Annotated in this window: 9 protein-coding genes; 3 read left to right on the forward strand and 6 right to left on the reverse strand. The window is 43.5% G+C overall.

The genetic code is table 11. From position 1 onward, the window contains the following. The first annotated feature begins 99 nt into the window (after nucleotides 1–99). From P1X15_RS18875 to P1X15_RS18885, 3 genes are all read left to right on the forward strand, one after another. Entirely contained in the window at nucleotides 100–2,754 is a 2,655-nt protein-coding gene (locus tag P1X15_RS18875) for a cation-translocating P-type ATPase (protein WP_277339693.1), read from the forward strand. 321 nt (nucleotides 2,755–3,075) lie between these two features. Beyond that, nucleotides 3,076–4,329, forward strand: coding sequence for a sodium:proton antiporter (locus P1X15_RS18880; protein ID WP_277339694.1), 1,254 nt, complete (start codon nucleotides 3,076–3,078; stop codon nucleotides 4,327–4,329). A gap of 242 nt (nucleotides 4,330–4,571) precedes the next feature. Next, nucleotides 4,572–6,890, forward strand: a complete 2,319-nt coding sequence (locus P1X15_RS18885) for an ATP-dependent helicase (protein ID WP_277339695.1) — start codon at nucleotides 4,572–4,574, stop codon at nucleotides 6,888–6,890. A 49-nt stretch (nucleotides 6,891–6,939) separates the two neighbouring features. Here P1X15_RS18885 and P1X15_RS18890 read toward each other — a convergent pair whose 3' ends face one another. From P1X15_RS18890 to nirB, 6 genes are all read right to left on the reverse strand, one after another. After that, nucleotides 6,940–7,317, reverse strand: coding sequence for a rhodanese-like domain-containing protein (locus tag P1X15_RS18890; protein WP_277339696.1), 378 nt, complete (start codon nucleotides 7,315–7,317; stop codon nucleotides 6,940–6,942). A gap of 39 nt (nucleotides 7,318–7,356) precedes the next feature. Beyond that, nucleotides 7,357–8,157: a sulfite exporter TauE/SafE family protein gene (locus P1X15_RS18895; protein WP_277339697.1), complete on the reverse strand. Its 801-nt coding sequence runs from the start codon at nucleotides 8,155–8,157 to the stop codon at nucleotides 7,357–7,359. A gap of 37 nt (nucleotides 8,158–8,194) precedes the next feature. Next, entirely contained in the window at nucleotides 8,195–8,848 is a 654-nt protein-coding gene (locus tag P1X15_RS18900; protein ID WP_277339698.1) for a response regulator transcription factor, read from the reverse strand. A 15-nt stretch (nucleotides 8,849–8,863) separates the two neighbouring features. Further along, nucleotides 8,864–10,294, reverse strand: coding sequence for a histidine kinase (locus P1X15_RS18905; RefSeq protein WP_277339699.1), 1,431 nt, complete (start codon nucleotides 10,292–10,294; stop codon nucleotides 8,864–8,866). A 97-nt stretch (nucleotides 10,295–10,391) separates the two neighbouring features. Next, entirely contained in the window at nucleotides 10,392–10,730 is a 339-nt protein-coding gene (nirD, locus tag P1X15_RS18910) for a nitrite reductase small subunit NirD (protein WP_277339700.1), read from the reverse strand. 21 nt (nucleotides 10,731–10,751) lie between these two features. Then, nucleotides 10,752–13,256: a nitrite reductase large subunit NirB gene (gene nirB / locus P1X15_RS18915; protein ID WP_277339701.1), complete on the reverse strand. Its 2,505-nt coding sequence runs from the start codon at nucleotides 13,254–13,256 to the stop codon at nucleotides 10,752–10,754. Nucleotides 13,257–13,292: the final 36 nt, after the last annotated feature.

Genomic DNA, 13,292 nt, shown 5'->3' on the forward strand with positions numbered 1-13,292 from the left:
AAACTATTACTAAACTGTTAAATCATAGAAAAAGGGTAGAAAATGTACCAAAATAAAGGTTGTTTAAGTATATTGACATCCTACAAAATCATTTAGGTTATGCCACATCCATGGTTTTTAAAAACGATTGACGAAACTGCCTCGGAAACTTCTACCGAAATTCATGCTGGACTTAGCAATGAAGTAGCCCAACAGCGATTACTTGAAAACGGTCCCAATATCTTGCAGGCGGCCCAAAAGCAACCGATTTGGTTGATGTTTTTTCACCAACTCAACGATGCTTTGATTTTTGTGCTTTTTGGTGCAGTGGCTATCACTTTTTTTATGGGAGAATACGTAGATGGAGCCATTATTTTGATAGTCATTTTTATCAATGCAGTCTTAGGAGTATTTCAGGAAGTAAAAGCAGGCAACGCCATAGAAGCGCTCAAAAAGCTTGCTTCGCCCAAAGCTTTGGTAAGAAGAAATGGTCATCAAATAGAAGTGTCATCGGAGGAGATTGTGGTAGGAGATATAGTAGTATTGGATGCGGGTCGGTATGTGCCCGCAGATTTGAGATTGGTAGAAAGTGCCAATCTGAAAATAGATGAAGCAGCACTGACGGGCGAATCTGTCCCCGTCGAGAAAGATGCCAAAGCCATTATTGAAGAGGCTCAGGCACCCCTCGGCGACCGTCTCAATATGGCCTATATGTCTACCTTGGTGACTTACGGTAGAGGCATGGGGATTGTGGTGGAGGTAGCCAACCAAACGGAAGTTGGTAAAATCGCCACTATCATCAGCCAAGAAGAAAAAACGGTGACTCCTTTGGAGAAAAAACTAAATGAACTGGGCAAAACGCTAGGTATCATTGCTGCGGCGATTTGTGTCGTTATGTTTGGGATAGGTTATCTACAAGGCCGCGACCTTACCGATATGTTTTTGACGGCGGTTTCGTTGGCAGTTGCTTCTATTCCAGAAGGTTTAGCGGCTATTGTGGCGATTGTGTTGTCGCTGGGAGTTACCAAAATGGCCAAACAAAATGCCATTATCAAGAAATTGCCTGCCGTGGAGACCTTGGGGTCGGTCAATATCGTTTGCTCCGATAAAACAGGAACCTTGACCCAAAACAAAATGACGGTCACGCATTATTTTACGTTTACGGATGGAGTGGCCAAGGTCCAAAAAAAAGAAAGTATTTCTGACGAAGCTTCTTTATTGGTGAAAGCAATGGTGCTCAATTCGGATGCCACCCTCCAAGACGAAAAATCGACCGGAGACCCGACAGAAATAGCCTTGTTGATGCTAGCCGATGATTTAGGCATGGACAGAAATGAAATCCACGCATCGCAACCGCGAATAGATGAATTGGCTTTTGATAGTGACCGCAAAATGATGTCTACCTTGCATCAAGAAAACGACAATTTTATAGTATATACCAAAGGTGCCGTTGACAACCTCATTCTCAAATGTAAATATGTGATAGAACAAGGGGATATTATCCCTTTCATAGATACGCATCAGGTAGTACTCATGGAGGCGATTGATCAAATGTCGGCGCAGGCGTTGCGTACTTTGGCTGTGGCTTATAAGTCTACTCATACTCAGGTGGCGCACCATGATTTTGAAGAAGAACTGGTGCTTATTGGCGTAGTGGGAATGATAGACCCTGCAAGAGATGAAGTAAAAGACTCAATTAAGTTAGCCAAAGAGGCAGGTATCATCACTATCATGATTACGGGCGATCATAAAACTACGGCGGTAGCGATAGCCAAAGAACTCGGGATTGCCGAAGAAAGTGAGCAGGCTATTACGGGAACGGAACTCAATCAGATGTCAATCGAAGAGTTAGAAAAACAAGTGGGCAATTATCGGGTTTTTGCAAGGGTATCACCTGAGCATAAAGTAAATATTGTAAAGGCTTTTCAGGCTCAATCCAACATCGTATCAATGACGGGCGATGGGGTCAATGACGCGCCTTCTCTGAATGCGGCGGATATTGGGGTGGCAATGGGCATTACTGGAACCGATGTCGCCAAAAATGCTTCGGATATGATTTTGGCCGACGACAATTTTTCTACCATCATCTCGGCCATAGAAGAAGGACGAAATATCTACAACAACATCAAAAAATCGGTGGTATTTTTGCTTTCTAGCAATCTAGGGGAAGTGATTACGATGCTTGTGGCGATTGTGGCAGGAATGCCTGTGCCTTTGCTCGCTACTCAGTTGTTATGGATTAACCTAGTGACCGATTCTTTGCCAGCAATCGCCTTGGGAATGGACCCTGGTAGTAAGGATGTAATGAAGCATCGCCCCCGCAAAGCCAACGAAAGTTTTTTTGCTCACGGCGCCATTAGCAATATTATCCTAGGTGGATTGTCGATTGGAGGAGTGACTATTGTCTCGTATTGGTTGGGCTTTAGCGAGTATGGTTATTCTCCTTTTGATACAGATGTACCTGCTCATATATTAGGATATGCTCGCACGATTGCTTTTATTACAATTATTGCGTGTCAATTATTTTATGCCTTGGCTCTACGACACCCTCAACAAAGTATTTTTAAAGTGGGTATTTTCAAAAATAAATACTTGATTGGAGCAATTGTACTTGGGTTTCTTTTACAAATCGTGTTGTTGGAGGTTCCTTTTTTAGCACAAGCTTTCAAATTGCAACCCTTGCATCTTAGATCTTGGCTCGAAATCATGGGGTTAGGGGTATTTCCTTTGGTGTTAAACGAGGTGTTTAAACTCTTTAAAAAAATAAGCAAATGAGTGTCTAATCCCTTGCTTCTACTTATCATTGAGGGGTGACAAATGGGGGTTGGCGCGCTGCTCAAAACACCTAAGTTATTCACCATTTTATTGAAAACAAACGCTGGTGTTTTAGAAAGTATGTGTTATTTTTTGCGTAAATTATGAACTTTTTGGAGAAATGACCTCTTTTAAAAGGAGAGGTTCTTTTCAATAGACCCGCTTTACTTCCGACAAAAAATCGTTTCTGTTATCTTCTTTGGGTGCTTGTACTTGCTTTAAATGTAGGCAAGGCGTGTTTGTTTTAGTTAGTTTTTAAAAACCATAAACCCTTAGTAATATATGGAGTTGTACTATTCATTTTCAGTACTTATTGTTCTTGCAGCCATATTTTCATATCTCAATGAGCGCTTTCTTAAGTTGCCTTCCACTATCGGCATTATGCTGATGGCCATGCTTGTGTCGATTGCGCTCGTTATTACTGGCAATATCTTCCCTAATTTATTTGCGGGTTTTTCGGGCTTGATTGCTAATCTTGATTTTACTGAAATATTGATGGGTGCAATGCTCAATTTCCTACTTTTTGCAGGAGCTATTCACATCCGTCTCAAAGACTTGAAAGAGCAGCGCGCACCTATTATTGTATTTTCTACCGTAAGTGTGATTATTTCCACGGTTATTGTGGGTTTTATCAGCTATTATATTCTTCAGTTTTTTCACCTGAATGTTCCGCTCATTCAATGCCTGGTTTTTGGAGCATTGATTTCGCCAACCGATCCTATTGCCGTATTAGGGATTCTCAAAAAAGCCGGTGTGCGTAAGTCGTTGGAAACCAAGGTAGCTGGTGAGTCATTGTTCAACGACGGCGTATCGGTTGTGGTGTTTGTGGTATTGTTAGAGCTTGCCAAAGGAGAAGATGTCGATTTGTCATTTGGGAGTGTGAGTTGGCTGCTTGCCAAAGAGGTGCTAGGCGGATTTGGAATGGGGATATTGCTCGGGTTTATTGGGTCAAGAGCCATGCAACGAATCGACAGTGCCAATGTATCGGCCTTGATTACTTTAGCGATTGTAATGGGTGGTTACTTGATTGCACAAGCGATGCATATTTCGGGACCTTTGACCATGGTGGCTGCTGGACTTGTGATTGGGAATTATGGAAAAGCAACGCGGATTTCGGTCACCACGCGCGATTATCTAGATAAATTTTGGGAGCTGATTGATGAAATTCTGAATGCTATTCTCTTCTTAATCATTGGGCTTGAATTGTTGCTCATCCCTGATATTACCAAATACTGGCTCGTCGGTTTGATTAGCATTGTAGTGGTGCTATTTGCAAGGTTTATCTCGATATGGATACCCACGCTTATTATTCCTTTCAAAACAAAATTTGATCGCCAAACCATTACTATTTTGGTGTGGGGCGGTCTTCGAGGGGGAGTTTCGGTAGCGTTGGCACTATCGATTGAAAAAGACCTGAACAAAGATTTGTTTTTGGCGATTACTTACTTTATCGTCATCTTTTCTATTTTGGTGCAAGGGCTTACGGTGGGCAAGCTCACACAGTCTAAAAACACCCCTAAACTTTCAGAAGTCTAAATCACAAATTACGTTTTCATAACATTACAAAACCCGTAGGCGATTTACCTACGGGTTTTGCAGTATTAGGTACTTCTAAAATCTTCAAGAAAGTGATTTGAAGGGGGGCATGTCATATTAAAAAAACCTTGAGCTACCGAGCGAGGGGCTAATGTTTGTGGCTCATCCCACATATTGCTACCAAACGAGGGCATTTTTCCCTAACTTTGTTTTTGTTTTCTATCAAAATCAAATTTTATCTAATGACAGGTTATTTAAGCGGATTAAACGAACCACAAGCCCAGGCCGTTACGCACGGAGAAGGGCCTTTGATGATTATTGCGGGGGCAGGTTCGGGCAAAACGCGTGTATTGACTTTTAGGATTGCGCACCTTATCGAAAACGGCGTGGATCCTTTTCGGATTTTGGCGCTGACTTTTACCAACAAGGCTGCGGGCGAAATGCGCGAACGTATCGAAAAAGTGGTAGGACAAGAGGCAAGAAATATTTGGATGGGAACTTTTCACGCCGTTTTTGCCAAAATGTTGCGTATCGAAGCTCGTTACTTAGGCTATACTTCTGATTTTTCTATTTATGATACCGACGATTCCAAATCACTCATTAAGAGCATCGTAAAAGAACTGAATTTGGATGATAAAACTTATAAGCCCAACGTCGTTTTTAATCGTATTTCGGGGGCAAAAAACAACCTCATTTCGGCGGATGAGTACTTGGCAAATCCGCTGTTTAGGGCCGATGATGAAGCCGCTAAACTGCCCGAAATTGGGCGACTTTACAAGGCTTATAGCACGCGCTGCTTTCAGGCCAATGCCATGGATTTTGATGATTTGTTGTTTAATACCAACGTCTTATTTCGCGATTTTCCCGAAATCCTGAACAAATACCAACACAAATTTAAGTATGTATTGGTAGATGAGTTTCAGGATACCAACGTAGCTCAGTACTTGATTACCAAAAAATTGGCGGCAGTACATCGAAACATCGCGGTGGTAGGCGACGACGCCCAGAGTATCTATGCTTTTCGCGGTGCCAATATCCAGAATATCCTCAATTTTGAAAAAGACTTTCCAGAGGTACGGGTGGTGAAATTGGAGCAAAATTACCGCTCTACCCAGACCATCGTCAATGCGGCTAATTCGGTGATTGCTCGCAACAAAGGACAATTGAAGAAGAGCGTTTTTACGCAAAATGCGGAAGGGGTACTGATTGATGTCGTCAAAGCCAATTCCGACAATGAAGAAGGGCGATTGATAGCGACGGCGATTTTTGAAGAAAAAGTAAACAAAGGACTCAAAAATACCGATTTCGCGATTTTGTACCGTACCAATGCGCAATCAAGAGCTTTTGAAGAGGCGCTTCGCCGACTCAACATCAAGTACCGAATCATCGGTGGATTGTCGTTTTATCAACGCAAAGAAATCAAGGATTTGTTGGCGTATTTGCGCTTTATTGTCAATCAAAACGACGAAGAAGCTTTCAAACGTATCATTAATCTTCCCAAACGGGGTATTGGCGATACAACCGTGGCCAAAATCGCAGTGACCGCCGCCGAAAACCGAGTGCCGGTATGGGAGGTAGTGGCCAATATTACAAAATATATTTCAGGGCGAGCGACTATACCCATTGAGGGGTTTGCTTTTTTGATAAAGAGTTTCAAATTACTTATTGAAGAAGGTAAAGATGCTTATACGGTAGCGGCACACGTGGCCAAAACATCGGGTATCTTGAAAGAACTCTACGAAGACAAGACTGTCGAAGGTTTAAGCCGCTATGAAAACGTGCAAGAGTTGCTCAATGCCATCAAAGAGTTTGTGGATAATACTGATATTGAAGATAAAACCATGAGTTCGTTTCTACAAACGGTATCGCTCTTGACCAATGCCGACGAAAACGAAGATGACGGCGATACCGACCGCGTAACCCTCATGACCATTCACGGTGCGAAGGGACTAGAGTTCAAAAATGTATATGTGGTAGGTTTGGAAGAGGGGCTTTTTCCGAGCCAAATGATGCTCGAAAAACGAGAGGATTTGGAAGAAGAAAGGCGCTTGTTTTACGTGGCTATTACCCGCGCCGAAAACAAACTTACTTTTTCGTATGCCGAAAGTCGTTACAATTGGGGGCGCTTGAATATGTGTGAGCCAAGTCGATTTTTATACGAAGTAGATCAACGTTTCTTGACGACTTCGAAAGGGCGTCGCTCGGGTGGATTTGACGATTATCGCAACAATGCCGAACCTGCCGCCATGAATTTTATTCGCAAACCCGTGGGTAATTCTAGCCCCCAACCCTCGAAGGCAGTATCAGGTGTTGCTAAACCTCCTGCTACTCAAAAAGATAATACTCCTTCGGCGGCAGGTAGCACATCGTCTGAGCCTTTTGTTCCGAGCGATACTTCAACCCTTGAAGAGGGCAATCGCGTCGAGCATCCTAAGTTTGGGAAGGGAACCGTCAAGAAAATGGACATCAATGGCAATGACCGCAAAGCGGTGATTCATTTTGATGGCGTAGGCGAAAAAACACTCCTGTTGAGTTTTGCTAAGTTGCGTATTTTGAGGTAACAAACCACAGGTGATTAGATAATAAAAAAAGGGGATGCTCCCCTTTTTTTTATTTTAACCCTTCTTTGACCAAGTCAGGGTAGCCGCCTCCTTCGAGGTTATAAATGTACTTGAAACCAGCTTCTTTCAACACTTTAGAGGCTTTGGCACTTCGGCTTCCTGCTTTACAATACACAAAAACAGGCTTGTCTTTGTCAAGTTTTTCTACTTGCTGCTTGAAGCTATCGTCCATCACATTTATGCCCTGCGCGGTGTTTATTTTGCCTTCGCTCCATTCTTTGGGAGTACGTACATCTAGTACTTGGGCATCGGGGGTAGATTTTAACTTTTGCACAAATGTTTTTAAATCAAGGTTGTTTTGAGCAAAAACGCTTTGATTTATTCCAAAAAAAGCAAAAATAATCAATGAAGAAAGGAAGGTTTTCATTTGAAAAGAGGATAAGATTTTGGAATCGTTAGTGATTGATTAAGACAAAAATAGCTCTTTAAAAATAATATATATACCCATTGTGAGGATAAAATAGCCGAAAATCGGTTTGAGTTTGTCTCCGCTTATTTTGTGGGATAAAGCACTGCCTACCATAATTCCGAGGATAGCAATGGTGGAAAATTGTAATAGAAAGCGCCAATCTATGAGATGATGTAGAGCATAGTCGCGCCAAAAGCCCATGAAGGAATTGGCCGCGATAATGACCAAAGAAGTACCAACGGCTTTTTTCATAGGGGTTCGAGCCATTAAAACCAAGGCTGGAATAATCAAAAACCCGCCTCCTGCTCCTAAAAAACCCGTAACTACTCCTACCAAAAGCCCTTTATAAATCAGCGCCCAAGGGTTGAATTGTCCATTTTTATGGCTTAGTTCGCTATGCTCGTCGTGGTTGCGTATCATTGAATAGGAAGCAATAAGCATCAAAATAGCAAACAGCAGCAAGAGAAAAAGAGACTTGTGCAGAATAAAATAGGAGGTGTGGAAAATAACGTCGGGAAGAAGTGGAAGTAGCACACTTCTAGATAAATACACACTTATCATGGATGGTACGCCAAACATAAAAGTCATGGGCCAGTTGATATTGCCAGACCCTGCCCGTACGGTGGCACCTACCAAACTAGTAATACCCACAATAAAAAGCGAGTAAGTGGTAGCAAGTAGTGTATCTATCGAAAACAAATACACCAAAATGGGTACGGTTAGAATAGCCCCACCGCTACCGACCAGCCCTAGCGATAGACCCATCAGCAATGCCCCTACAAAACCGACTATTTCCATATCGTAAACATGGACAAAGTTTGGCACTTTGCCAATGTTAGAGGAGTTTTTCTTCCAAAGCAAGTTTTACCAATTCGGCGGCATTGTGTACTTGGAGGCGTCGCATCATATTGGCGCGGTGGTTGTCTACCGTACGCACGCTGAGGTTGAGTTGGTCGGCAATTTGGCGGCTACTTAGGCCATCAACGAGCAGTTTGAGTACTTCTTTTTCTTTTTTAGAAAGTAGTGTTTTACGCGACTCAGAGGCTTTTTCTACCCGCTGAACTTGCGAAAGATAGCCATTGACAATAATGCTTGCGACCGAAGCACTGAAATATTTGTCGCCATTTTTAACGGTGTGAAGAGCCGTTAAAATTTCTTCACGAGTGGCGTCTTTGAGCAGATAGCCGTACGCACCTGCTTCTACCGATTTCAGGATATAAGCATCGTCGTTGTGCATCGACAAAATCACAGGTCGGATTTGGTTGCTTTGTTTCACTACTTTTTTTACCAAATCGATACCTGATATCCCCGGCATCGAAATGTCTACGAGCATGATTTGAGGAGCCAAAACCATGATTTTTTCGAGGGCTTCCTCGCCCGTAGAAGCTTCGCCAATTACTTCTACTTCGCCCGTATTTTCTAAAATCGACCTAAGCCCATTTCTTACAATGGTATGATCATCAACGAGTAACACTTGGATTTTTTTCATTATTAGTTTAGATGATTATTGAGGAATTTGTACCAATATCTCGGTTCCTTCTCCTATGATTGAGTTTATTTTTAAAGTTCCGTCTAGTAAATGAGCTCTTTCTTGCAAATTGTGAAGGCCATGCTGAGGTGCCTGCGTCGGATTCTTCTTTTTACTGATTTTAAATCCTCGGCCATTGTCTTTGACTTGGAGGACGATTTTCTGGGGTTTGGAAGTCAATGATAATGTGATTTGGTCGGCGTTGGCATGTTTGAGGGCATTGTGGAGTGCTTCTTGCGCAATTCTGTAAAGTCCAATTTCCACATTGGGGTCAAAGCGCTGGTCTTGGACATTTGACGAAAATGATAGAGAAGCGTTGGTATTACGAGCAGAAGCATCCGTCAATTGTTTGAGAGCCATTGAGATGCCGAAATCGTGAAGAACAGGCGGCATAAGATTGTTGGAAATATGGCGTACTTCTTGTATCGTTTGTCCTACCAAATCGCGCAGACTAAGAATATTTTGACGTTCGTTTTCTTTCAAATCGGCAATATCCACCAGGCTTTCAGTCATCATTTTAAGTCCTGTAAGCATTTGTCCCACACCATCGTGCAATTCTTTCGAGAGTCGTTTGCGTTCGTTTTCTTGTCCTTGTACAAGCGCCGCTGCGTGTATTTTGTGCTCTTTTAATTCTTGACGGTGGCGATTTTGGGTAGCCTCCAACAACTGAGCTTGGGTGATACGGAGCTGCTGGTAAGCTTCATTGAGCTCTTTGTTGGTTTGGGCGGTTTTTTCGCGGGCTTCTATCAATTGCAAAATCGATTCTCGAAGTTTGGCAACGGCCGGTCTAAAAATAAAGAGTCCTTCTAAAAACAAAACAAAGAGCGTCAGAGCCATCAGTAACATCTCAATATTTCGCAGATTGGTTACTTTCTCTTTGGCTTCCTTGTCGTATTGAAATACAATGCGATCCATTTTTCGCAAAAAAACCAGTTCATTGTCAAAGATGTTTTTAAGGACAGAATCGGTATTGGGGAGAGGAGTACGTTTTTCTAAACTAGTTAAAACCAAATGGGAATTGGAGCGAATGGCCTGAAAATGAGGCTCAATATCGTCAAACATTTTTTGAAGTGTACTGCTGTTGCGGGTCTTTGCTTGGATGTCAGCCAAATCCCCCGTTTTCAATTGATGATGATGTAGCTCCCAATCGGCCAATACTTTTTTGAATTCCAGCAAGTGAATTTCTGGATGAGCCAAATCGGGGCGTTGGGTGAGGAGCAAGGCGGTTTTGGCAATCAACTGACTCTGGAAGCGTTGGCGGCCCGCATAGTTGACAAGCCAAGAGTCATTGAGGCCAGCTTTGAGGGTGTTTTGAACCAAAATTTGCCCAAGTATCGTCAGGAAAGCAACCAACGATAACGCCACAATGTATAATCGGGTAAATCGCCTAGGGATACGTATGGGCATTTTAACTATAATGAATAAATCTCAAATAAAACATACGATTAAGGATGCTTTGGTCGAAGCTCTTCTTCAGAGAAAAGGTCCGACCAAAGCGGGGTTTTTAGACCCCAATAAAAACAAAACCTTCTTCAATCTTGACGGGGTAGACATTGATGCAATAGTCTTCTCCTTGAAGATTAAGCCCCGTTTCGAGCGAAAATGTTTTTTTGTGAAAAGGACAAGCCACTTTGGGATGCCCTTGCTGATCACCAATCATACCTCGGCTCAGGATCATTTGATGTTTGTGCGGGCATTCGTTGTCGGTGGCATACCATTTGTCAAGTTGTTTGAAATGAAAAACCGCAATTTGTTTGTCATGATATTTGACACAAGCACCCCCATTTTCGGGGAAAGCTGCGATGGGTGCGGCTTTAAACCAAGTTATATTTTTGTTTGTCATCGTCTTTTTTGTTGGGTAGGATTACCAGTCGGCAGGTCTTTTTTGGGTTCTCATTTCTACAAATTGCAGACTCGGGTCGGCTTCTTCCGAATTCACAAAGTGCGTAAAACGACTTCTGATTTCGGGAGTTTCGACGGCCACACGCCATTCGTCATGGTACGTATCAATCAGATAGGCCATTTCTTTTTCGAGTTCGTGACAGATGCCTAAACTATCGTTGATAATGACGTCGCGTAGATATTTAAGTCCTCCTTCGAGTTTGTTGAACCAAGTAGCCGTACGCTGAAGCGGTTCGGCGGTTTTGATATAAAACATCAAAAATCGGTCGATGTATTTGATACAAGTTTCGTCGTCGAGGTCGCTAGCAAATAGCACGGCGTGCTGAGGCTTGATGCCGCCGTTGCCACACAAGTAGAGATTCCAGCCCTTTTCGGTAGCGATGATACCAAAATCTTTGCTTTGGGCTTCGGCGCATTCTCTTGTACAGCCCGATACGGCACTTTTGAGTTTGTGGGGAGCCCTAATTCCTTTGTAGCGATTTTCGATACGAATGGCATAGCCTACTGCATCTTGTACGCCAAAGCGACACCAAGTACTTCCTACACAGCTTTTGACGGTGCGCAGGGCTTTGCCATAAGCGTGCCCACTTTCAAAGCCAACTTCGATGAGTTCTTCCCAAATCAAGGGCAATTGTTCTACGCGAGCACCAAATAAATCGACTCGCTGCCCTCCGGTAATTTTACAGTACAAATCATATTTTTTAGCTACTACTCCCAGCGCGATAAGTTGGTCGGGGGTGATTTCGCCGCCCGGTACGCGTGGTACTACTGAGTAGGTTCCACCTCTTTGGATATTGGCTAAGTAGCGGTCGTTGGTATCTTGAATGACGGCTTGCTTCGCAATCACCTCATTGTAAATACTAGCTAGCATGGAAGCTACGGCAGGTTTACAAACCTCACATCCACAGCCTTTTCCATGAGCTGTCAATACCTCCTCAAAAGTACGCGTCTCCGACATTTTGATGAGATGATAAAGCTCTTGGCGCGAATAGTCAAAATGCTCACATATGACTTTTTTTATCGTTTTTCCTTGTTTTTTCAAGGTCTCGGTGAGCAAGTCAGAGAGCATAGGTACGCATCCGCCGCATCCTGTACCTGCTTTGGTGCATTTTTTTATGGCCGCGACATCGGCTAAATTTTGGGACTCAATGGCGTCGCAGATAGTGCCTTTGGTGATATTTTCGCAAGAGCATACACTCGCGCTATCGGGAAGTGCCGATATGCCCGCCCCTGCGGTAGCTTCTCCTTTGCGGGGAGCTAAGATGAGGTCTTCGGGCGAAGGTGGCAGTATCATCTGATTTTTGGTCATTTGGAGAAGCATATTATAATTGTCAGCTTCTCCTACCAGTATCCCGCCTAATAGATATTTTCCGTCGGTCGATACATTCAGGCGTTTGTAGATTCCTTTAAGCTTGTCTTCTATGACAAGGGTATTATGGGGAATATGCTCACAAAAAGGCTCGCCAAAACTTGCCACATCTACGCCAATCAATTTGAGCTTGGTGGACATATCAAAAGGTTTGAAAGTTTTGTCGATTTGACCACTAACAAGATTGGTAGCCACTATATCGGCCATTTCATAGCCGGGAGCGACAAGACCATAAATCATATTTTGATAAAGCGCACATTCACCAATAGCATGTATATGGGCATCGGAAGTAGTGAGGGCGTCATCTACGATGATTCCGCCGCGTGGCCCTACTGCCAGCCCTGCCTGCTTGGCCAGCTCATCGCGTGGACGAATCCCCGCCGAAATAATGACCATATCGGCTTCCAAATAACTTTGGTCGGTAAAGGATAGCCCTTTGACTGCCACATCACCATCAAAAAAAGCGGTGTTTTTGTTGAGGTGAATTCCAATGCCGAGCTGCTCCATTTTGGATTTGAGCATGTCAGCACCAGCGGTGTCGAGTTGTCTTGGCATGAGCCGAGGTGCAAACTCTACGACTTGGGTTTCAAGTCCCAAATCAAGTGCTGCTTTGGCAGCTTCTAACCCCAACAAACCCCCGCCAATCACCGCAGCACGGTTGGCATTTTTTGCATAAGCGATAATCGCATCGAGGTCTTCGATCGTACGATACACAAATACCCCTTCTTTTTCAACTCCTGCTACCGCTGGTACAAAAGCCGAAGAACCCGTGGCTAGTATCAACTTATCGTAGGGAATTTGCAGGCCCGTGTGCGTCACAACAACGCGCGCCTGAGGGTTGATTTGAGTGACGCATTCGCCCGTGAGAAGTCGAATGCCATTGTCGAGATACCAACTTGCAGGAGCCATTGAAAGCTCTTCTGCCGAGGTACCCGAAAAATACGCGGACAGATGAACCCGGTCGTATGCCGGACGAGGTTCTTCGCCAATCACCGTGATAGAAAACGAGCCGCCACCCGCTTTTGTCAGCAACTTTTCGCAGAATTTGTATCCTACCATGCCGTTGCCTACTACCACTACCTTTAGAGGTTGTGTCATGAAAAACGTATGTTTATAATCCCTAATAAAGACTCC

Source organism: Runella sp. MFBS21, from assembly GCF_029433105.1.
Taxonomy (GTDB): Bacteria; Bacteroidota; Bacteroidia; order Cytophagales; family Spirosomataceae; genus Runella.